19 protein-coding genes and 2 pseudogenes are annotated in these 20,382 nt (G+C 44.9%); 14 read left to right on the top strand and 7 right to left on the bottom strand.

Annotated elements, in window-relative coordinates; all coding sequences use genetic code 11:
- The first annotated feature begins 153 nt into the window (after positions 1-153).
- Positions 154-630: an ATP-binding protein gene (locus tag AAFP14_RS05860; RefSeq protein ID WP_340520745.1), complete on the top strand. Its 477-nt coding sequence runs from the start codon at positions 154-156 to the stop codon at positions 628-630.
- 218 nt (positions 631-848) lie between these two features.
- Here the strand turns inward: AAFP14_RS05860 and AAFP14_RS05855 are convergent, their stop codons facing one another.
- Positions 849-1,130, bottom strand: coding sequence for a DUF6439 family protein (locus tag AAFP14_RS05855; RefSeq protein WP_340520747.1), 282 nt, complete (start codon positions 1,128-1,130; stop codon positions 849-851).
- Between the two features lie 85 nt (positions 1,131-1,215).
- Here AAFP14_RS05855 and AAFP14_RS05850 point away from each other — a divergent pair, with 85 nt between their 5' ends.
- From AAFP14_RS05850 to AAFP14_RS05840, 3 genes are all read left to right on the top strand, one after another.
- Entirely contained in the window at positions 1,216-1,590 is a 375-nt protein-coding gene (locus AAFP14_RS05850) for a sll0565 family protein (RefSeq protein WP_340520749.1), read from the top strand.
- A 94-nt stretch (positions 1,591-1,684) separates the two neighbouring features.
- Positions 1,685-3,076: an asparagine--tRNA ligase gene (gene asnS, locus AAFP14_RS05845; protein WP_341731363.1), complete on the top strand. Its 1,392-nt coding sequence runs from the start codon at positions 1,685-1,687 to the stop codon at positions 3,074-3,076.
- Positions 3,077-3,203: 127 nt separating this feature from the next.
- A complete protein-coding gene (locus tag AAFP14_RS05840) occupies positions 3,204-3,950 on the top strand; it encodes a Uma2 family endonuclease (RefSeq protein WP_341731362.1) in 747 nt (248 codons plus the stop codon).
- 84 nt (positions 3,951-4,034) lie between these two features.
- Here AAFP14_RS05840 and AAFP14_RS05835 read toward each other — a convergent pair whose 3' ends face one another.
- Positions 4,035-5,516: a M16 family metallopeptidase gene (locus tag AAFP14_RS05835; protein ID WP_341731361.1), complete on the bottom strand. Its 1,482-nt coding sequence runs from the start codon at positions 5,514-5,516 to the stop codon at positions 4,035-4,037.
- A 198-nt stretch (positions 5,517-5,714) separates the two neighbouring features.
- Positions 5,715-7,313: a M16 family metallopeptidase gene (locus AAFP14_RS05830; RefSeq protein WP_341731548.1), complete on the bottom strand. Its 1,599-nt coding sequence runs from the start codon at positions 7,311-7,313 to the stop codon at positions 5,715-5,717.
- Positions 7,314-7,594: 281 nt separating this feature from the next.
- Here AAFP14_RS05830 and AAFP14_RS05825 point away from each other — a divergent pair, with 281 nt between their 5' ends.
- On the top strand, positions 7,595-8,212 hold the full coding sequence (locus AAFP14_RS05825) for a TetR/AcrR family transcriptional regulator (RefSeq protein ID WP_341731360.1): 618 nt from the start codon (positions 7,595-7,597) through the stop codon (positions 8,210-8,212).
- Here the strand turns inward: AAFP14_RS05825 and AAFP14_RS05820 are convergent, their stop codons facing one another.
- Complete coding sequence (locus AAFP14_RS05820) at positions 8,213-8,575, bottom strand: hypothetical protein (protein ID WP_341731359.1); 363 nt, start codon at positions 8,573-8,575, stop codon at positions 8,213-8,215.
- Positions 8,576-8,647: 72 nt separating this feature from the next.
- Between AAFP14_RS05820 and AAFP14_RS05815 the strand changes: the two genes are divergently transcribed.
- Positions 8,648-9,523: a cobalamin biosynthesis protein gene (locus AAFP14_RS05815; protein ID WP_341731358.1), complete on the top strand. Its 876-nt coding sequence runs from the start codon at positions 8,648-8,650 to the stop codon at positions 9,521-9,523.
- Here the strand turns inward: AAFP14_RS05815 and AAFP14_RS05810 are convergent.
- Positions 9,423-9,794 carry a phage holin family protein gene (locus tag AAFP14_RS05810; RefSeq protein WP_341731547.1) on the bottom strand — a complete coding sequence of 124 codons (372 nt, stop codon included), beginning with the start codon at positions 9,792-9,794 and terminating at the stop codon, positions 9,423-9,425. The two genes, AAFP14_RS05815 and AAFP14_RS05810, sit on opposite strands and share 101 nt — an antisense overlap.
- Before the next feature lie 109 nt (positions 9,795-9,903).
- On the opposite strand from AAFP14_RS05810, the gene AAFP14_RS05805 reads away from it, so the two are divergent.
- Both AAFP14_RS05805 and AAFP14_RS05800 read left to right on the top strand, forming a co-directional pair.
- Positions 9,904-10,401 (top strand): pentapeptide repeat-containing protein, encoded by a 498-nt coding sequence (locus tag AAFP14_RS05805; RefSeq protein WP_341731357.1) that lies wholly within the window; start codon positions 9,904-9,906, stop codon positions 10,399-10,401.
- A 95-nt stretch (positions 10,402-10,496) separates the two neighbouring features.
- Positions 10,497-10,877 carry a hypothetical protein gene (locus AAFP14_RS05800; RefSeq protein ID WP_341731356.1) on the top strand — a complete coding sequence of 127 codons (381 nt, stop codon included), beginning with the start codon at positions 10,497-10,499 and terminating at the stop codon, positions 10,875-10,877.
- 61 nt (positions 10,878-10,938) lie between these two features.
- Here the strand turns inward: AAFP14_RS05800 and AAFP14_RS05795 are convergent, their stop codons facing one another.
- Entirely contained in the window at positions 10,939-11,703 is a 765-nt protein-coding gene (locus tag AAFP14_RS05795) for a class I SAM-dependent methyltransferase (RefSeq protein ID WP_341731355.1), read from the bottom strand.
- Between the two features lie 240 nt (positions 11,704-11,943).
- On the opposite strand from AAFP14_RS05795, the pseudogene AAFP14_RS05790 reads away from it, so the two are divergent.
- The 3 genes and pseudogenes from AAFP14_RS05790 to AAFP14_RS05780 form a co-directional block, all read left to right on the top strand.
- A pseudogene (locus AAFP14_RS05790) lies at positions 11,944-12,564 on the top strand (Tll0287-like domain-containing protein); the annotation flags it as partial.
- 141 nt (positions 12,565-12,705) lie between these two features.
- Positions 12,706-13,419 (top strand): annotated as a pseudogene (locus AAFP14_RS05785) (adenylate/guanylate cyclase domain-containing protein); the annotation flags it as partial.
- Positions 13,420-13,510: 91 nt separating this feature from the next.
- A complete protein-coding gene (locus AAFP14_RS05780; RefSeq protein WP_341731354.1) occupies positions 13,511-14,923 on the top strand; it encodes an adenylate/guanylate cyclase domain-containing protein in 1,413 nt (470 codons plus the stop codon).
- A gap of 236 nt (positions 14,924-15,159) precedes the next feature.
- On the opposite strand, the gene AAFP14_RS05775 is transcribed toward AAFP14_RS05780, so the two are convergent.
- Positions 15,160-17,718: an EAL domain-containing protein gene (locus AAFP14_RS05775; RefSeq protein ID WP_341731353.1), complete on the bottom strand. Its 2,559-nt coding sequence runs from the start codon at positions 17,716-17,718 to the stop codon at positions 15,160-15,162.
- A gap of 288 nt (positions 17,719-18,006) precedes the next feature.
- Between AAFP14_RS05775 and dapB the strand changes: the two genes are divergently transcribed.
- From dapB to AAFP14_RS05760, 3 genes are all read left to right on the top strand, one after another.
- Complete coding sequence (gene dapB / locus AAFP14_RS05770) at positions 18,007-18,834, top strand: 4-hydroxy-tetrahydrodipicolinate reductase (RefSeq protein WP_341731352.1); 828 nt, start codon at positions 18,007-18,009, stop codon at positions 18,832-18,834.
- A gap of 54 nt (positions 18,835-18,888) precedes the next feature.
- Complete coding sequence (locus AAFP14_RS05765) at positions 18,889-19,269, top strand: four helix bundle protein (RefSeq protein WP_341731351.1); 381 nt, start codon at positions 18,889-18,891, stop codon at positions 19,267-19,269.
- Positions 19,270-19,377: 108 nt separating this feature from the next.
- On the top strand, positions 19,378-20,082 hold the full coding sequence (locus AAFP14_RS05760) for a phosphate ABC transporter permease (protein ID WP_341731350.1): 705 nt from the start codon (positions 19,378-19,380) through the stop codon (positions 20,080-20,082).
- The last annotated feature ends 300 nt before the right edge of the window (positions 20,083-20,382 follow it).

The raw sequence follows: 20,382 nt of genomic DNA, 5'->3' as shown, positions 1-20,382 counted from the left end.
TATTTTGTGAGGATCTTTGCTTTGATCCAGGGTTTTGATACTCTAAAATATAGATAGAGCTGTGGCGCTCAATCGATCGGCATTGTTAATACTAGGGGAGCCAACTATGCAGGGTGTGAAAATTATTCACCTGAAAGTTAGGGAGTTTTCTGAGTGATTGCTATCTCAGCCCGTCCAGTAGGGCGCAATTGGATTACGATTAGCTTCGCTTCTACTCTATACCTTTGTCCTGTTTTGGATCTGCTCCTAGCAGAGGTTCCGGTTCACTGGCAAGCGGAATTACGGTTAGGGCTTCAAGAAGCTTTGGTAAATGCTGCTAAACATGGAAACAAATTGGACCCCAGTAAAACTGTTGGAGTCCGTTTTTCCATCGTACAAAATCAATATTGGTGGGTGATATCAGACGAGGGAACGGGGTTTCAAGCCCCTTGCAATTGCAACCTTTATACAGATGATTGCGATAGCGATGTTGCAGATAACTGTGAACTCCCTGACGTTGAAAATGAATGCGGCAGGGGGTTGTTTATTCTTTACCAGATATTCGATCGGGTGGAGTGGAATTCTCAGGGTACAGAGTTAAGGGTATGCAAACAAGTTCCCAGTTCCTCAAGCCTACCTCGCTGGCGCTAAAACTACTACATATTTGGCAGAATTGTCAACATCAGTCACAACCGGAGAGTTGTCTGGTTGCCGAATCGACCGATCGTACATCTCGATCGGTCTACTTGTTGTGCATAAGTCACTCTCACTAACAAAATATCACACCTCGATGCCGGACTTCTTCCACAAGTCGGGCATCTCAAACCACAGGGTTTTGAGTTTCCCTAGTTTCGATCAAAACTGCATAACTATTTTCCGTGTCCGTGGGTGGGGCAAGGAGGAGCAGAGATCGATCGATCTAGCCATCCTGCGGCCTGATTCAAGCGAGGGAGGGCTTCTTCTGGCTGATTTTTGAGCAAAAAGACCAAGGCAGCCCCAGCTTGCTCAGCGGCGCGAGCAGGACGGTTATTCTTGAGACGATGCCAATCTTTTTCGGAGATGGCGAGGCGGGCGGCAAGAGCTTGGGCTAGTTCTACTGTGGTAAGCTCGTTGAGGTTGACAGTTTTAGGCGTTTGTGTAGTTTCAAGCATAGTTGCTAATCCTAGCGATAATTTAAAAAATATACTGCACATAATAACAACTAAATTTTAATTATTGTCAGATTTGCGTATCAAAATGCCTCAACAGCCGTCAGAGTTTAATCCAGAGACACCAGGAGATGATGACAGCGAGTTTGTTCAAGCTCTCTCAACGGTGGAGCGATCGCTCGCAGCAGTCAAAGAACGTTACACTCAAATTCAGGTCGATCGCCAGCGCCAAGCGGAACTGGGGCATCGGCGCGAAGCAATCCACCAGCAACAGCGCCAAAATCGTTTACCGCAACTGAAGAAAGAATTGCGGGAAATTGAGCAAGAATTAGAAGCGATCGAGTTAAATTTAGAAAGCAGTCTGTTTTCCTGGGCTAGCATAAAACAACCTTTTTGGCAAGCAGTTCGTTTTGGGGGACTTGGTATTTTGCTAGGTTGGATTTTGAAATCCTATGCGGGATAGTTTTTGATTTTTTTTACCGCAGAGGGCGCAGAGGGCGCAGAGGAAGAGAAAACAGAGAAATATAGTGCAAAATATTAAATAAACGGGAGTGGATATGACAAATCAACGAATTGCTGCTATTTTGCGGGCTGGGGAACCTGATGAAACTGTCACTGTTCAAGGCTGGGTTCGCACTAAGCGGGAATTGAAAGAATTTGCGTTTGTGGAAGTCAATGATGGTTCGGCGATGGCTAATTTACAAGTAGTCATCAATGCTGATTTGCCAGATTTTGAGAATGTACTGAAACAATTAAATACAGGTGCATCTGTGGAAGTGTCGGGGGTGTTGGTAGCATCTCCAGCAAAGGGACAGCGCATTGAGTTAAAAGCGTCTCAAGTTCAAGTTTATGGGGATGCCGATCCCCAAAGTTATCCGCTGCAAAAGAAGCGGCATTCTTTGGAGTTTTTGCGAACTATCGCCCATTTGCGGCCGCGCACTAACACCCACGGTGCTGTGTTTCGGGTTCGCAATGCTTGTTCCGCAGCGATACACCAATTTTTCCAAGAACGGGGTTTTTTGTGGGTGCATACTCCGATTATTGCTGCTAGCGATTGTGAAGGTGCGGGGGAAATGTTTGCGGTTACTAACTTCGATCTGAAAAATATCCCGCGCACTGATTCTCAAGAGGTTGATTATGCGAAAGACTTTTTTGGTAAACGCGCTTATCTGACAGTAAGTGGTCAGTTGGAAGCGGAAATTATGGCGATGGCTTTCGGCAATGTTTACACTTTTGGCCCGACTTTTAGAGCGGAAAATTCTAATACTTCGCGGCATTTGGCTGAGTTTTGGATGATTGAACCGGAGATGGCTTTTTGCGATTTGCAGGGTGATATGGATTTGGCTGAGGCGTTTTTAAAGTATATTTTTAAATACGTGTTGGATCGTTGCCCGGAAGATATGGAGTTTTTCAACGATCGCATTGACAAGACGGTTTTGGCTACTGCGGAAAATATCATTAACAATCAGTTCGAGCGGATTACCTACACCGAGGCGATCGCACTTTTGGAGAAAGCAGACAAAAAATTTGATTTTCCCGTCAAGTGGGGTTTGGATTTGCAGTCGGAACACGAGCGTTATTTGGCTGAGGAATTGTTTAAAAAGCCGACAATTGTCACAGATTATCCCGTGGGAATTAAAGCATTTTATATGCGGTTAAATGATGATGAGAAAACCGTGCGAGCCATGGATATTCTGGCTCCTAAACTGGGCGAAATCATCGGTGGTTCCCAGCGGGAAGAACGGCTGGATGTGTTGGAAAGACGCATGGAAGCGCAGGGGATGAACAAGGAGGAATTGTGGTGGTATTTGGATTTGCGCCGCTACGGTACTGTGCCTCATGCTGGCTTTGGTTTGGGGTTTGAGCGGTTGGTGCAGTTTATGACTGGAATGGGAAATATTCGCGATGTGATTCCGTTTCCGAGAGCACCTTTGACTATTGATTTTTAGGATCTTTATTTGTCGTCGGGCGCGGGCGGGTTTACAAGATTATCGGTTTTAGGCAATGATTGTTGGTGAACCCGCCCCTACAGGAATGCTGATTCTTAAGATACTAAAAATAAAATGGTATAGGCTCATGGTACTTCAAATCTCGTCGAGTTCCAAAGCACTAACTGTCACCTGGGAACCCCTACCAGCCGACTTTGTTTTACCGGACGATCCCGTGGAAAATATTCAACAACCACCCCTTGCGGCCGCTCTCACCGATGCTTTGGGGGCCGCTGGACGCATTGCGCCGATCGCACTTATTGGTTCTAATTTTGGACTGGTAGCGACTATCAATAAGAAAACTGTAGTGAAAGCACCGGATTGGTTTTACGTGCCGCAAGTGCATCCAGTTGCTGAGGGGACGATTCGCCGCAGCTACACGCCCAATCTGGAGGGTGCGCCGGTATCTGTGGTGATGGAGTTTTTGTCTGACGAAGATTACGGCGAACTGTCGGTGCGATCGACTCCTCCCTACGGTAAGCTCTACTTCTACGAGCAGATTTTGCAAGTTCCTACCTATGTTACCTACGATCCCTACGATCCCAAGTTGGAAGTGCTGTGCTTGCAAAATGGCCGCTATGTAACCCAGACTGCTGATGCACAAGGACGGGTGCGGATTCCAGAGTTAGATTTGTGGCTGGGGATTTGGCCGGGGGAACGTTTGGGGCAAACTATGAATTGGCTGCGCTGGTGGGATTCGCAGGGAAATTTGCTGCTGTGGAGTTCGGAACAAGCGGAATATGAACGGCTGCGGGCCGAACAGGAACGGCTGCGGGCGGATTTATTGGCGGCAAAGTTGCGGGAGTTGAATATCGATCCCGATCGACTGACGTGAAAAATAGAGGACTAAAGTCCTTACTACGAACCTAAAAATGGTTTGTAGTGAGGACTTTAGTCTTGATTATGAACTTATTACCGATTAAGTTGCCGAGGGAATTGTGATATCCACAGATTGCACTTTCACCGAAGTTCCCAAACTGGATAATGGTGGTTGAATTGCCGCAGTATTTCCCACTACTAATGTCACCAAATTTTCCGGTTTCAAGTAAGTATTGGCGACGCGCTGTACGTCAGCAATTGTGGCTGCTTCAACGCTGCGACGGTAGCTAAAAATGAAATCTTGCGGATAACCGTAGTATTCGTAGTTCATTAAGCGCGCCAAAGTTTGACTGGGGTCTTCAAATTTGAAGATGAAGGAATTGATTTTTGAATCTTTAGCAAAAGCTAATTCTTCTGGGGTAATTGCTTCGGTGCGAATGCGATCGATCTCTGTGTTAATTGCTTTGATAAATGGTACGGTTGCTTCCGATCGCGTTTGGCCTCCTGCGACGAATACCCCTGGATAGTCAAACCTCGCACTCCAAGCAGCATAGACTGAATAAGCTAAGCCTTGGCGCGATCGCACGTTATTGAACAAACGGCCACCAAAACCGTTCAAAACCCCATTCATTACATCCAAAGCACCGTAATCTGGACTATTGAGCATTCCACCCAAATGTCCCATTTGCACGTAACTTTGAGTTAGTTGGGGCTGATTTACAAAAAATATGCCACCTTTATTGGCTGCTGATACAGTGGGTAAGGGCGGCACTTCTGCCATCTCAGTCGGTTGCCAATTGCCAAATTTTTGCTCGATGAGCGATCGCATTTTTGCCGTATCAAAGTCCCCAGAAATCCCCAAAATCATATTTTTAGGGTGAAAGTATTTCTGGTAGAAACCCACCAAATCTTCGCGGGAAATATTCGCCAGGGTTTTGTATTCTACCGTGCGGGCGTAAGGACTGCGATCGCCATAAATCAGTTTTTGAAACTCACGGCTGGTAATGTCGTCGGGATTGTCATTGCGGCGCGCGATTCCACCTTGCTCTTGTTTCTTCGCTAAATCCAACTTTTCTTGATCAAAAATTGGCTGTTGAATGACTTCTGCAAACAAGTCAAATACAGGCTCTATATCCTCAGCTAAAGCCGTAAAATTAGCGCTTCCCGAAGTAGAGCTAATCCCTGTTTCTACCGAAGCAGCGCGACGTTCTAGCAACTGATTTAGTTCGTCTGACGTATGCTTTTTCGTACCGCCAGTGCGCATTACTGTCCCAGTTAAATTTGCCAGTCCGATTTTCTCGCTTGGCTCAAATCTTTCTCCGGTGCGAAATATCGCATTTCCTCCGACTAAGGGGAGTTCTTTGTCTTCCATTAAGTAGACTCGCATCCCATTTTTAAGTTCAAAGCGAGTGTATTTAGGTAGTTTCAATTCTGGCAGTGCCGGAAATGTCAATTCGTCGTAGTGCTTCGGTCCCGCCGCGAAGGAAGGTAATAAATTAAATGTTGATAATGAAACTGTAAAGAAGCAAAGCGCCAGCAGAAATAACTTTACTTTTTTCAGTTTCAATTTAGTCCTTTTCATTCTTTCTCCTAAGTTGCCTGTGGTAACTATTCTATCTCTTAGTCTGCGGAGGCAGACTTCGTTTGTGTAGACGCGGTTTCAACCGCCGAGTATAAATCGAGGCAGAGCCTCTGGATATTCGTTCCCAGGCAGAGCCTAGGAACGAGTCTTCCCTCTTCCTTATTCCTTATTCCTTCTTCCTTCTTCCCTCTTCCTTCCTTACAGTGGTAAAAGCTTACCAATAGTCTTGTTTTCAGGGCGGAAAGTTGTCTGGGCGACTCGTTGAATATCCGTGGGACCTACCTTAGCAATAGCATCCAATTGCTTAAACAAATTGCGCCAAGAACCAGTTTTTACTTGATAATCCAGCAGGGAAAATGCCATGCCCATGTTAGAATCGAGCGATCGCAATAAACCAGCCCTCGCCTGAGTTTTCACTTGCTCCAATTCCTCAGCAGACACCGGCTCTGTTTTCAAGCGATCGATTTCCTTGCTCAAAGCCATCGCCACCTCATCAACGGTGCGCCCCGGAGCAGTTTGAGCGTAAAATAACATTAAATTCGGATACTTTTCTCCCGGATAACCGCTAAAACCTTGAGCCGCCAAAGCTAATTGCTTTTCTACTACTAAAGATTTGTAAAGTCGAGAAGTGCGACCATCGCTGAGCAAAGAACCAATTATTTCATAAATCGCATTGTCGGGATGGTTCATCGCAGGTCTGTGGTATCCTTCCAAATACCAAGGTTGAGTTTGCAATTTCAGCGTTACTTCCTTAGTTTGGGCTTGGGGAGGTTCGACAATTTGCAATTCAGGAGCCGCTGGCTTCGCTTTGTAGCGGCCGAAATAAATTTGTGCCAGTCGCTTCACCTCCGAGGCTTTCACATCTCCTACCACTGCCACAGTCAGCTTGCTGGGGACGTAATGAGTGTCAAAAAACTTTTGTACATCGCTACGGGTGAGGTTTTGAATGTCTTGAGTGTAGCCAATTACGGGGCGACGATAGGGATGGACAGAGAAAGCTTTTTCAGCAAAAAGTTCCACCATTTGTCCGATGGGGGAATTTTCGGTTCGCATTCGGCGTTCCTCTAGAATCACCTGTTTTTCTTTGTAAAATTCCCGAAATACTGGTTCTAGAAATCGCTCCGATTCCAGGGACATCCACAGTTCTAATTTATTAGCTGGCAGGCTATAAAAATACATGGTGGCGTCGGTAGAAGTGGCGGCATTGAGCCCGACTCCCCCTGCTTGTTCGACAATTTTACCAAATTCGTTGCGTTTAACAAATTGCAATGCTTCGTTTTCAACTTTGTCAAATTCTGCTTGGAATTTAGCGAGTTCTGCGGTTTTACCGCTGGCTTTGGCTGCTTGGATTTGCGCGAAGAGTTTGTCTTGTTTTTCTAGGAGTGGTTTTTCAGCTTTGTAATCAGTAGTGCCAATTTGGGGCGTGCCTTTGAAGGCTAAATGTTCGAGGTAGTGAGCGACTCCAGTTTGCCCGTCGGGCTCGTTTGCTCCTCCCACGTCAGCATGAATTAGAAAGGATGCTACGGGTGCTCTTGGTCTTTCGAGTACGATGAATGTCATGCCGTTGTCAAGCTTAAATTCGGTGACTTGGCGAATTACTCGATCGAGCGATGGCATAACAGACACTGCTGCGGAGCCGTTAGCAGGGTTTTCGCGGGCGAGGGCGATTTGCGGGTTAATTCCCCACCACAGCACCACAGCGGCCAGCAGGGAGGCTAGCAGTCGTGTTTTCGATGTGAAGGAGTCCCTGTGGGATAGCTTCGGTTCACGAGGAGGTTTTTGAGACGGCGGAGTCATGGGATTTGAGATTTGAGATTTGGGATTGGGCATTGTCACACAGCAAGATGTTTATGCCGAATAAAAGAGATTCTTTTTTAAGCATAAAGATTTTTTGAGTCATAAGCGATCTGTTGCGTCGCAAGTGCTACGCTGATACAGCCCAGCTCAAAAATAATCTAGGGTTGAACAAGGAGTTTTGAGTTTAAGATTAAAGTCAACTACAACTTAAAACTTAACATAATTTAGTCCCTCAGTCCCCAAGTCTATCTTCCAATTCGCCAATTACCGATTACAAAGCTATGCGAATTTTTAATCAGTCTCCTCCTTCTGAAACAGAAACCAAAAAACGGATTTTACAAGCGGCTCAACGCTTGTTTGCTCGTAGTGGATATGATGGCACTACCACTCGCGATTTAGCAGCGGCGGCGGGAGTGGCAGAGGGGACTCTGTTTCGGCATTTTGATAATAAAAAAGCAATTTTGATTGAGGTAGCTACAGAAGGATGGGTAGAATTACTGACCGATTTGTTGACGGAATTAAGCGAAATGGGCAGTTACAAAGCTGTGGCTCAGGTAATGCGACGGCGGATGCTCAATATCCGCGAGAATAGCGACATGATGCGGGTTTGTTTTTTGGAGGCGCAATTTCACCCAGATTTGCGCGATCGAATTCAGTTAGAAGTAATTGGCAAAATGAGTGAGGTAGCCGAGGCTTTTTTTGAAACGGCAATGGAAAAAGGAATTTATCGGCAGATGAATCCGAAAATTGTGGCTCAGGTGTTTTTGGGGATGTTTGCAGTGGCAGGTTTTAGTCAAAATACGATTATGGAGCCTAATGCTTCTCCGCAGCAAATGCAGGAAATGGCAGAAGGACTCGCCGACATTTTTCTAAATGGGGTTTTAATTAAAGATGAGTAATTACTCGATAAATTCGTACATTTGTTGCACCCAATTCTCCCGGTATTCCTGCCATTCCTCCGTCACTACTTCCCAAGTTGTATTGCTTTCTAGTTCCAATAATAAACTTGAAAATTCTTCAAGAGTCGAGGCTATTTGACATTCTTTGATCCAACTTTTACGAAGCTTTTTCCATTGACTTTGTACGGCATCGGGCTGAAAATTTGATTCTAATTCAACTAGCAATTGTGCTAGTTGTTTTTCGTCACTTGCTGCTGAAACGTCGCTTACCCAATCGTCGCGACGTTCTTTCCATTCTTCCGTCACTGCTTCCCATTCAAGGTTTGCTTCAAACTCTAACAGTAATTGGTTTAGTTCTACCATAGTCAATGTTGTATTTTTGGCAGTTTGTGCTATTTTACAACTTTTGTTTAAAAATAATGTTAAATTTTTATAATGATTAATCAATTGACTTTAGAGTGGCTAGAGAGTTTAGGTGGTTGGAGTCGTGGGTTCGGGGACTGGCCAGGAGTCGCGGCGGTTATGGCTAGGGGAGAAAGGGTAGAAGTAATTCAAGAAGTGGGTTGTAGGTTGTGGAAAAATTCTTTACTACAAGGACATTCATTGTGTTGGGATGGTGACAATCTCTCAGTTGTCAAAGGGAGGATTTGGATTAGTTTTAGGCACAGAAGATTGTTGCCGGCATCGGCTTTGCCACAGGTGCAATGGCATCCGAAAGTATTATGGATAGGGATAGGTTGCACCGGGGGAACATCGAGAAAAGTCATCGAAAGCGCGATTAAACAAGTATGTAGCAGTTATCATTTAGCGTTAAGTGCGATCGCCGGTATTGCGACAATAGACACGAAAGCCAATGAATCTGGAATTATCGAACTTTGTCAAGGGTACAACTGGCATTTAAAAACCTTTTCTGCTAGTGTCTTAAACTCTGTAGAAGTTCCCCATCCTTCAAATATAGTAGTGGCAAAAGTCGGGACTAAAAGTGTAGCAGAAGCCGCTGCACTAGGCGCGATCGAACTTGGATATTGTCCCATTGTCAAAAACAGGCAAGATGCCTGTTCCACAAACAGTGAATATGGTTGTGGGGTGGGCATCTTGCCCACCCATGAAAGGCTTTTAGTTCCTAAACAAATATTTAGAGCGGAAGAAAAAGCAGGCTGTGTAACTGTAGCCGTTGCAGCTTGCCCGATCGCACATCTAAGATTGGATGTTACATATCCAAAGAGCGATCGGCATTCACAAATCGACCAATCAAGCCAGAAACAAAGGACAAAACAATTGAACCAAACAAAGCAGGCCAAAAACCATTAACGGCAAAACCGATACTGAAGACACCAGCCAACCACGACGCCAAGGAAAGCGAAATCGCATTCACCACAAATAAAAACAAACCCAAAGAAAGAATGCTCAAAGGCAGCGTCAACAATGTCAGAATCGGTTGCACCACCGCATTCACAAATCCGATCACCACGGCTGCTAGCATCGCCGCCGGAAAGCTAACTACTGTGATACCTGGTACAATGTTAGCTGTAATCACCAGCGAAACTGCTGCTACTACCCAAGTTAATAAAAAACTTAGCATATCGTTTTTTTCATCTCCATCACTATTAATTGAGATTTTAACTCTTGAGTCGATCGCCCAAAGTTCGGAATACACTACCAAATATCCACCTTGCGAGAACACCCAACTTATGAGACTCCGGCTACTAGCTACCTTCCTATTGACACTCTGTATCTTAATCTTCCCCCTGCCGGCTTGGGGCCAATCTAAATATTATGCCCCACCCCTGTCCTTTAGCAATGCCGAACTGACAAGACGCGATTTTTCCGGTCAAGTTTTGCGCGCTGCTGAGTTTTCTAACGCTAATATGGACTTGACTAATTTTTCTAAGGCCGATTTGCGGGGAGCAATTATGAGTGCTTCGGTGATGACTCAGGCGAATTTGCATGGAGCAAATTTAACTAATGCGATGATCGATCAAGTTAAATTTACTAATGCCGATCTCAGTGACGCCATTTTAGCAGAAACTATTTTGCTGCGTTCTACCTTTGAGGGAGTTGACATCACCGGGGCTGATTTTACTGATGCCATTATGGATGGCGCACAAATCAAAGAATTGTGCAAAATAGCTAGTGGGACTAATTCACAAACTGGCATTGATACTCGCGATTCTTTGGGCTGTCCCTGATGTCCTCGGATGGCCGGCACTCTTGGCACAGCCCCTACCAAGAATGAAACCGCCTTGGGGCGTTCTTCTTCCTTCTTCCTTAATTCCTGATAATTATGAACACCAAAACTTCAAAATCTGGCAATTTGATAATGCGGGTGGCATTAAGTGCGATCGCCTTTTCCACTTTTTTCCTACCTCAACCAACCTTAGCTCAAGCTAGTAGCTTAACCAATGGTCAGCCCCTGCAAGACTTTCAAACTAACGACAATCCCGATCCTTTTTCCGGCGGCAATGGCGGCAGCCGAGTATTGGATTTAATTCACCGCTCCCGATTGGGAAATGGCCGCAGCATGGAAGAATTTAGTAGCGAACAGCGACAAAATTTAAACGATGCGGCCACCGAATTTCGGAACAAACAGCGCCTACTGCTGGAAAAACCAGCAGTAGCTTCACCAGAGGAAACACCCACTGAAATTACCGCACCTATTCCCTAAATTTCCTCCTACTCTGTTAGTGCGCGCACCATCGGGACAAAAGTTTGTGTAGACAAGGTTTTTAACTGCCGGGATGCGCCTTGACAAACCCCCCAAATACGGCCATACCGTAATATTTCCAAGGGACTGCGATCGCCTCAAATCCCGCTTGGGCTAGCATGGCCAAATGTGTATAGAGTGTCGCTAGGCGATCGGGATGAGAATACCCATAAGATACACTCATCCCCACATTCCCGCGAATTTCTGCCAATTTTTCCCCTTGACTTGCAGCCCACTCTTCCCGCGCCACTTGATAAATCTTTTGCACGATCGCCGATTCTGCTAACATCGGATCGGCATTCCAAAAACAGCCATGAGGATTCAAATTTTCATGAATACGTTCAAACAATTTCAACTTCATTTCATCATCCAGATGATGAATTGCCAGAGATGAAATACAAGCATCAAATTTATCACGCAAACCCGAAAAATTCGGATTAGTCGCCCATTCTCCAAAATCCAACTCGACTCCAGTCCACCTAGATCCATATCCTGCCAACTCTATTTTGGCACGAGCAAAATCAAGCATTCGTGGCGAATAATCCAACGCAACTATTTCCGCAGATGGATAGCGTTCCAGAACTTTTAAACTAAGTTCTCCGGTACCGCAACCCAATTCTAAAATCCGGTGGTTTGCATTCAATATACAACCTGCTAATACATCCAGCATTTCATCATATTTAGGCAAAATTCGCCGAATGCCGATATCAAAATCCGCAGTATTGATAAAAACTTCTCCCGGCAATATCTCCTTGTTTACAGGTGAGGCACTAGAATCAGAATTCACGATCGCTAACCATAAACTACAATTGTTATCTTAACCGACATACATAAATAACTACAACTAGCGTTATTAAGTTATGCGTACTTTTACGGATAACTCAAGCCATTGGAGTAAACAATTATAAACAACCTCTGACACTCTACTGTCTTTCTCTAACTCTCATGGCCTAAAAATTCCCTAAAAAAGCAGTGTTATGTTGGTAGTAAATCAAAATAACCATCAAACCTCACACTTGAGGATACCATGCAACACTTAATTTCTGGCAGTCTGGCGGCGATGGGTCAATTAGTTTACAAACGAGTTATCCTAGCAGTAACAATCCTATTCTGTGTAGGTGTAGCCATAGCGATGACCAATATGTCGCAGCTTTCATCCACCCTAATTACATCCCAAGCACTCCAAAATGCCACCCTCTACGCCCAAGCTATTAAAGAAGCCCGCACCCTTTACAGTTCCGATGCTATCAAACCCCTAACCACCGCTAATGCGATTAGCTTCACCCACGACTACAATCCCACAAAAACCAAAGTAACAGTACCAGTACCAGCAACATTTTTGATAGAACTCGGTCAACATATCACCCAAAAAAATCCAGAAGTGTCAGTTCGTCTGTACAGCAACTACCCATTTCCTTGGCGGGAAAAAGAAGGTGGGGCTAAAGACAATTTTGAACGAGAAGCCCTCAGCTATTTGACAAAAAATCCCACAGCCAACTTTTTTAGAAGAGAAGATTTTCTCGGTAAACCAGCATTTCGATATGCAGAAGCAGACATTTTAACTCCTAGCTGCGTTAATTGCCACAACACCAACTCCTACAGTCCTAAAAAAGACTGGAAAGTAGGAGATGTGCGGGGCATATTAGAAATTACTCAACCTCTCAATACCATCACTCAAAAGACTCACAATGGACTCAAAAACTTGTTTTTCCTGTTAGTCGGACTTTCAGTATTAGGGATATCAGGCTTAAGTTTAGCTATCAGTAGATTGCGCCAAAACGCTAAACAATTAGAGCAGCGAGTCCGGGAACGAACTGCCCAATTGCAAGAGACAAATATAGAATTGGTAAAAGAACAAGAAAAGAGCGATCGCCTGTTGCTCAATATTTTACCAGAATCCATTGCCAACAAGTTAAAAGACGGTCAAAATACCATAGCTGATGCCTTTGCCGAAGTCACGATTTTATTTGCTGATATCGTCGGCTTTACCGTACTTTCATCTCAGATATCTGCGGAAGAATTGCTCATTTTGCTCAATGAAATATTTTCAGGCTTCGATAGTCTGACAGAAAAGTACGGTTTGGAAAAAATTAAGACCATTGGCGACGCTTATATGGTAGTTGGAGGCTTGCCAAATCCCAGTACAAACCATGCCGAAAAAATTGCCGAAATGGCTTTAGATATGCAGCAGGAATTAGTTAAATTTAACGCGAAACATCAGGCGGCAATTAGTCTTCGCATCGGCATCAATACTGGTCCAGCAATCGCCGGAGTTATTGGTACTAAAAAATTCATTTATGACCTCTGGGGGGATGCCGTGAATACAGCAGCACGCATGGAATCCCACGGACTTCCTGGCACTATTCAAGTCACTAAATCCACCTACGATATTTTGCGAAATAAATATCTGTTTGAAGACCGAGGAATTATCCATGTTAAAGGCAAGGGCGATATGAATACCTATCTGCTGGAGGGTAGATTACTTAGTTCACAGTCTGTTTAAATTGTCTACAATAATTCAGGGCGCATTTTCATAAATACTGACTGCTGAATTCTGCCTTCTCATAATTAGCCATTTGCCAAACAGTAATTTTATGTCATTCAGGTTTTTGTCATTTTTAGGTTTTTTCAAATCTCGCTTATCTCGCCAAATAGCCCTGTGGGTATTTGCGAGCATTTTAGTAATAGAAGCAATTATTTTAGTTCCCTCTTATTTTCGGCGGGAAGATGAACTATTAATGCAATTAGAACAGGTGTCTCGCGCTACGATTGACTCCCTAGTATTTTTGCTCAAACAAGATATCTCCGATCGCCTGTTTTTAGAAAACCAAGTAAAAACTGCTATCAAACAATCAAAAATCATCTTAGGATTATCTATTTACATGACCAACGGTCAGCTAATATATACATTTGGCGAAGCACCAGAAATAAAATTAGAACAAACAAAAAATGAGCGAATCTTACGCAAGCATTCTCTTGATTGGAAACGCTATGATGTTGCTTGGACTAATGAATATCTGGGAGGAAATTATACTTTAATTGTCCGCCACGATGCTTCATCTGTTCAACCAGAATTATACGCATTTATCTGGCGGATCTCAATTTTAGTTTTGATTATAACAGCCTTTGTTACTACTGTGACCATGCTATTTTTAGGGGGAACAGTAATTGCACCTATCTTGAGACTGCGGGATGACTTGATAGCTGCGGGAGATGCTTTAAGCCAAAATCGCATACAACCTGATTTTTATTCTTTTTCAGTCAAGCGCGATGATGAATTAGGAGAAGTAATGGTGGCTTTCAATCAAATGTTTTGCCGAGTCTATAAAGAAATTGCCCAGCGACAAGCAGCGGAAGAAATATTGCGTGCCGAACAAGAAAACTCCGAACGTTTATTATTAAATATCTTACCAAAAACCATTGCCGATCGCCTAAAAACAGGTCAAATCAACATAGCTGACGGATTTGCCGAAGTCACGATTTTGTTTGCGGATATTGTGGGATTTACCGAAATATCCTCCCGCACATCTCCTCAAGAATTAGTAGAATTACTGAACAAAATCTTTTCAGCCTTTGACCATTTGAGCGAGCAATACGGACTGGAAAAAATTAAAACAATCGGTGATAACTATATGGTAGCTGGCGGTTTACCAGTCTCCTGTGCAAATCACGCCGAATCTATTGCAGAAATGGCCATAGAAATGCAGCAAGAAATTATGAAATTTAGCGACGAAAGCGGCCAACCACTCCAGATTCGGATTGGTATTAATACAGGTCCAGTAGTTGCCGGTGTCATCGGCACAAAAAAATTTATTTACGACTTATGGGGAGATGCTGTCAACACAGCAAGCCGCATGGAATCCCAAGGAGTTCCTGGTAAAATTCAAGTCAGTGATTCCACCTATCAATTGTTGTGTGATAAGTATTTATTGAAAACACGCGGTACAGTCAATGTCAAAGGTAAGGGAGATATGACTACTTATTATCTAATAGGCAGAAAAATTTAAAATAGGAGAAGTTGTGGACAAACGTGAGTCATATCGTTTCTGGTTGTATGGTCATGATTTAACCGCAGAGAACACAGAGGACACAGAGGGAGAGAATAGAGATGTGAATAATTCAGATGCTACCGGATTTGATATCAGTTGAAAGCTAACAACAAATAACCAACAACAAACAACCAACAACCAATAACAAATAACAAACAACCAACAACCAATAACCAATAACAAATAACCAATAACTACCACTGTGGCCGAGAAGCCATCAAAGCAGTGGCCGCCTCACTCGGTAAAGGCTTAGCAAAAAAGTAACCTTGGCCGTACTCGCAACCGATCGCCCTTAACCTAGCCAATTGTGCCGCCGTCTCCACACCCTCGGCAATCACATCCATACCCAAAGCATGGGCGAGGGTAACAATCGTCCGCACGATCGCGACATTCTCCCCCTCGCTTTCTATCTCCATCAGCCCCACAAAGGACTTATCAACCTTCAAAGTATCCGTCGGAAACCGACTCAAATAACTCAAAGAAGAATAACCAGTACCAAAATCATCAATTCCTAACTTGACATTCAGGGCTTTCATATGCTTTAAAACCGCGATCGCCGACTCCACATCATCCATCACCACACTCTCAGTAATCTCCAACTTCAAACTCTGGGCACTCAAACCCGTGGTTCCCAAAATCTGCTTAATTCGCGCCACCAAATCCGGCTGTGCAAACTGCTTCCCAGACAAATTGACACTCATCATCAAAGGTCGATCGAAATCAAACATCCCCTCCCACAGACGCAACTGACGACAAGCCTCCTCCAACACCCACTCACCAAGGGGTACAATCGCCCCCGTCTCCTCAGCCACCGGAATAAACTTCACCGGCGACACCAAACCGCGCACCGGATGCTGCCAGCGCACCAAAGCCTCAAACCCAATAATCCTCCCAGTTGCCAAACACACAAACGGCTGGTAGTGCAGCAAAAACTCCCCACGCTTGAGCGCCATCCGCAAATCCGTCTCCAACTGCAACCTCTCCAGGGCCAAATCGTGCATCGAAGCATTAAACAACTGATACCTTCCCATCCCCAAAGCCTTCGCTCGATACATCGCCGTGTGGGCATCCCTGAGCAAATGTTCCGGCTGTTCCCTAACGGTAGCTGTGGCTTCGCCTCCCACCGCAATCCCGATGCTAGCGGTGACAAATACCTCTTGCCCTCTCAACTCAAAAGGTACAATTAAAGCTTGGTGAATGCGATCGGCCAAATTCAGCGCACTATCAACATCCGTATTTCTCACCAAAATCGCAAAATCATCACCCCCCACCCGCGCCACAGTCTCCCCATGGCAAAGACTTGCTCTCAACCGCAGCACAACCGATATCAGCAGTTCATCCCCTGCCAAATGACCCAAAGAATCATTAATTACCTTGAACCGGTCTAAATCCAAAAACAGCACCGCAAACAAATAACTGTGGCGACCTCTAGTATTGCCGATCGCCCGCCCCAGACACTCCACAAACAAATCCCGGTTAGGCAAACCAGTCAGCGAATCGTGAAAAGCATCGTACAGCTTTTTGTAAGCACTGACACCCACACCAGTCATCACCAAACCCAAAGTCGGCGACACCAGAGGCACCCACCCACCCACTGTAAAAATGCCAAAACTCACCCCCAACAGCCCCACCAATACCGCAACCCCACACAATCCAGCCCGCAGAGGGTGCTGAATCCGCCAAGCTATAGTCCCCCCCAGCACCGCCCAGGAAGCATTCCACAAAATTTCTGCCCAGGATGGCCACATCCAAAAAAGCGATCGCCCATCCAACACTGCACTCAACAATTGGCTCAGCATTTGAGCGTGCAGCAGCACCCCCGGCATTTTTGGACTTTGCTTAAGCCCTGGGCTATAGGGTGTCAAAAACAAATCTCTGGCACTAGGTGCTGTTGTCCCAATCAACACAATCTTGTCTTTCACCCAACTGGGGTCAATTTCTCCCTTCAACACCTGCGTGATACTCACCTGTCGCGCCACGTTGTTAGCAGAATGGTATTGGAGCAAAATTTGGTAGCCTTTGGTGTCAATATTGGCATAGCCACCACTGTGAGGTTTTAAAGGTTGGAATTGTGCCTTACCCCAGTTGATTTGGTTGGCATGAACAGGGCTATTTTCTGGTTGCAAACTGTCTTTGAGATACAGCAAAGCTAGTTGTACAGAAAATGAGAAAGCAATAGTTCCATCCGGTTTTGACACAGAAATCAAATTGCGACGCACCACACCATCAGCGTCGAGTACAAAGTCGTTAAAGCCCACTCGCTCTGCTGGCATCCCCGTTGGTGGAGATACTCCCGGACTTTCCCCATCGCTCAATTTGTTGATGGCCACCACATTCGGTGCTTTCAGTTGCGTCAACAACTCCTGATGTCCCGGTGCTTGTGGCAAATCCCGGTACAAGTCCAAACCGATCGCCCTTGGATGATATTTTTGCAATTTTGTCAAGGTTTGAGCAAGTGATCGATCGGTAATCGGAAATCTGCCCAAGGCTTGAATATCCGCCTCAGAAATACCCACTACCAATAGTCTAGGATCGGTGTTCTGCGATGGCTGCAAGCGCACTAAAGAGTCAAAACTGCCTAATTCCAAGCTTTGGAACCCTCCCAACCGACGCACTCCCAGATTCAGTAGGGTTACTGTTGCGCCCGCCAATACAGCAGGCAAAACCCATACTCGCCCACCTTGACAACTCAAACCCAGGGGAGTTAGGACCGAAAACAGCGATCGAATATTTTGAGATAATTTGGAACTCATCCGACAGTAAATCGCAGAAAGCAGAAGGTCGAAGGCATAATTAAACCTCATAAATTCAGAGAGAGAGCTTTGAGGCACGCAGCAACTTCTGCCATCAGCAAAAATTGACCTATACAAATTTGCTTCTCCCAGTCTGTTTTCACAGAATGGTTTCAGAAGTTGTGGCAAAAACGAGTTTGCCTCAAATAATTGCTTGATTTCACAAAGTTTATAGGAACCTTAAGAGTGTGTCAGTCCTGGTAGAGTTAAAATTTAGTCCATAGACTTTCAGAATTTTTTTTTGAGATTATGGCGAATCAACTTCCAATTCCGGTGATTGTTAACGGTGCCGCAGGCAAAATGGGCCGCGAAGTAATTAAGGCGATCGCCAAGGCTCCAGACCTCACCCTATTCGGGGCCATAGACCACTCTCCTGAAGTCCTCAACGCCGATGCCGGAGAATTAGCAGGGGGCGGGCCGTTGGAAGTTCCCATTACCGACGATTTGCAAGGAATGCTGGTATTAGCAGCCCAGGAAAAACAGCCAGGGGTGATGGTAGATTTTACACACCCGAAGTCAGTTTACGAAAATGTGCGATCGGCCATAGCCTACGGCATTCGTCCCGTCGTCGGCACCACTGGTTTGAGTACCGAGCAAATTCAAAACTTAGCCGAGTTTGCCGACAAAGCCAGCATTGGCTGTTTAATTATACCCAATTTTTCCATCGGCATGGTTCTGCTACAACAAGCCGCTGTCACAGCATCTCAATATTTTGAACACGTAGAAATTATCGAACTCCACCACAATCAAAAAGCCGATGCACCCAGCGGCACTGCCATTCAAACCGCCCAAATGCTAGCAGAAATGGGAAAAACATTCAATCCCCCAGAGGTGGATGAAACCGAAAAATTACCAGGAGCTAGAGGCTCTTTAGCCGACGAAGGAATTCGGATTCACAGCATCCGCTTACCCGGTTTAATTGCTCACCAAGAAGTAATTTTTGGTGCCGCAGGTCAAGTTTATACTTTACGTCACGACACGAGCGATCGCGCTTGTTATATGCCCGGAGTCATCCTATCTATACGCAAAGTAATTGAATTGCGATCGCTCGTTTACGGCTTAGAAAAGATACTCTAGGGAATTGGGAATGGGGAATTGGGAATGGGGAATTGGGAATAGAGGGGTGTAGATATGAGTAGACCAGATTTTGAGGATTTGGATGTTTCCAAGTTGGCTGAAAAGTTAGCAAATGAGGTTTGGTTTATCGTCAAACAATGGGATTATTTCACGAAAGATACTATGGGTCAGCAAATTGTACGCTCCGCCGATAGTGTTTGTGCTAATATCGCAGAAGGACGTGGCAGGTATAATCATCAAGACAATCGGCGTTTTATTAAAATTGCCAGAGGCTCTTTATATGAAACAATCAGTTGGTTGAGATTGGCATACGCCAGACAGTTGTTAGCAGATGAACAAGTAAAAAAAAATCAACCAATAATTGATGAACTGCCACCAAAACTCAATGCTTATCTAAACTCAATAGGTGACAAAAAAGATCGAATGAGTGATTGAAAACTTGAGACAGATAGCCAATTCCCCATCCCCCAATCCCCAATTCCCCATCCCCAATTCCCAATTCCCAATTCCCAATTCCCCATTCCCAATTCCCAATTCCCCATTATGCTAATTCCCTTAACCCGCGAAACATTTCAAGAACTAATTCCCGCCGTCGCCACCGGAGCCCAATACAAATACTTCTGGGGAAAACCCCCAGACTTTTTGAGGAGAATGCTCATATCTGCCGTAATCGTAGTTCTCCTCGTAGTCATCTACAACTTCGCCGGTTCCGATGTCGGCCCCCTAGTATTAATCACCGGATTGATTGCAGGCTTGTACTGGCTGTGGGGGCCGATTTTCTGGGCGAGTTTAAAAAACGCAGAATGTCGCAAATATAAATATTGCGGTTTTTGGCAAGGACGAGTTTTGGATATATACATCACAGATGAAGTCACAAGTCAAGAAGAAACAGTCAACCAAAAAGGACAATTAGTAATTGTAGACAACTTAGAACCGCGAATTAACTTAGAAGTCGGCGACAAAACCGGATTTACTACCACACTTCGAGCGCCCTTGCAGAAAAATCATCAAGGAATTGCCCCCGGCCAAGCTGCTTTGATGTTAATCATGTCGAATCAAGAAGATTTGGGCAGAATTGCCAAAGTTTCAGATATTTACATTCCCAGCCGCGACGTGTGGGTAAGCGACTATCCTTATTTGCGTAAAGATGTGTTTGTAGAGATGAGCGAACAGATTAAAAAAGGCAGAAAAAAAGACCGCGATCGTGATAATAGAAGCACAAAAAAGCGATCGCCCGCTGATTATTAATCCGACGAAAAACCCCCACAAACCCCAACCTCGTAGGGGCGGGTTTCACCAACCATAATGGCCCATAATCCACCATCTCGAAAACCCGCCCAACCCCACCACAAAACCCCCACAAACCCCAACCTCGTAGGGGCGGGTTTCACCAACCATAATGGCCCATAATCCACCATCTCGAAAACCCGCCCCTACGAGGTTGGGGTTTGTGGGGGTTTTTCGTCGGATTAATAATCAGCGGGCGATCGCTTTTTTGTGCTTCTATTATCACGATCGCGGTCTTTTTTTCTGCCTTTTTTAATCTGT

The sequence above is a fragment of the Microcoleus sp. EPA2 genome (assembly GCA_020882975.1).
GTDB lineage: Bacteria > Cyanobacteriota > Cyanobacteriia > Cyanobacteriales > Microcoleaceae > Microcoleus.
Note: the sequence above shows the minus strand (reverse complement) of the source record. Positions and strands in the feature narration are given on the sequence as shown.